This window comes from Gudongella sp. DL1XJH-153 (assembly GCF_049310905.1).
Classification (GTDB): Bacteria; Bacillota; Clostridia; order Tissierellales; family Tissierellaceae; genus Gudongella.
In genome coordinates this window covers 1-1,514 of the sequence record NZ_JBMEMN010000076.1, presented here as the reverse complement: position 1 = coordinate 1,514, position 1,514 = coordinate 1, and the positions used below count along the sequence as shown (strand labels likewise).

Here is a 1,514-nt window from a genome sequence, read left to right as displayed (position 1 = left end):
AGGAGGTGAAAGTAAATGAAAGTTACCGAGGATGAAATCAAATACAGACAACTTCATACAGAAGGCTGCCCGCAAAAGGTACCTGCGGAACAGGGAGAATATGCAGGAGCGTATGATTCATCGAGGATAACTGATAACAACATCACCGACACAAACCTGTTGGAAGACCAATTGCTGGAAAAGATAATAGACCGAGACAACATGAACAAAGCATTCAAGAAGGTCAAGAAAAACAAGGGAGCTGCAGGAATCGATGACATGGGGATAGATGAACTTCTAGACCATCTCAAAGAAAATGGCAAGGACCTTGTGGAGGCAATACAGGCCGGCAAATACCGGCCAAAACCGGTCAAAAGGGTAGAAATACCGAAAGAAGAAAAAGGGAAAACACGGAAGCTTGGAATACCGACAGTGGTGGACCGGGTTGTTCAGCAAGCAATATCCCAAGAACTGACGCCGATATTCGAGGAACAATTCTCAGACAACAGTTTTGGATTCAGGCCAGGAAGAAGCGCCCACGGAGCCATGAAAAGGTGCAAAGAATTCATAGACGACGGATACAAATACGTGGTAGACATGGACCTTGAGAAATATTTTGACACAGTAAATCAAAGCAAATTGATAGAGGTGTTGTCAAGGACCATAAAGGATGGCAGAGTGATCTCGTTAATCCATAAATATCTAAGAGCCGGAGTCGTAGAAAAGCACACATTCAGAGAAACAGGTCAAGGCGTAGCCCAGGGAGGCCCCTTAAGTCCTCTTCTTAGCAACATCATGCTAAATGAACTGGACAAGGAGCTAGAGAAGAGAGGGCACAGATTTGTACGATATGCAGACGACCTTACGATATTTGTAAGGAGTCGAAAGAGTGCAAAAAGAACCCTTAGAAACATCCAGCCATTCATAGAAAAGAAGCTGTTTCTTAAAATCAATGAAGAGAAAACAGCAACCGGATACGTAGGAAGAATCAAATTCCTAGGATTCGGATTCTATGTATACAAGGGAAAGGGAAGATTTAGGGTGCATCCAAAAGCCATAAAGAAAATGAAATCCAGAATCAAGGAACTGACAGCCAGAAGCCATGGCCTCAGTAACATCGAAAGGCCCAAGAAACTAAGACAATATATAGTGGGCTGGGTCAACTACTTCAAGATAGCAGACATGAAATCGCTACTTAAAGGAGTGGACCAATGGATGAGGAGAAGAATTCGGATGGTTATCTGGAAGCAGTGGAAGAAAGTCAGCACAAAATTCAATAATCTCAGGAAACTCGGTATAGAAAAAGGCAAAGCATGGGAGTTTGCAAACACAAGAAAAGGCTACTGGCGAATCGCCAATAGCCCCATTCTAGCTAGGTCTATCTCAAATGATAAACTGAGTCAACGTAACTACCTATTCTTCTTTGATTATTACAAGCAGGTATGTGTAAACTAGAGAAGCGCCGTATACGGAACCGTACGTACGGTGCTGTGAGAGGTCGGTAGATGAAATAATCATCTACCTCCTACTCGATT

The 1,514-nt window shown here is 43.1% G+C and carries 1 protein-coding gene; it reads left to right on the top strand.

Translation table 11 applies throughout. The features are described from left to right. The first annotated feature begins 15 nt into the window (after positions 1–15). Positions 16–1,434, top strand: coding sequence for a group II intron reverse transcriptase/maturase (gene ltrA, locus ACOEN1_RS13390; protein WP_422487393.1), 1,419 nt, complete (start codon positions 16–18; stop codon positions 1,432–1,434). Positions 1,435–1,514 lie beyond the last annotated feature (80 nt).

Bases quoted from the DNA above. Each gene is read 5' to 3' on its own strand.
- ltrA (WP_422487393.1), top strand. From the start codon at position 16: ATGAAAGTTACCGAGGATGAAATCAAATACAGACAACTTCATACAGAA.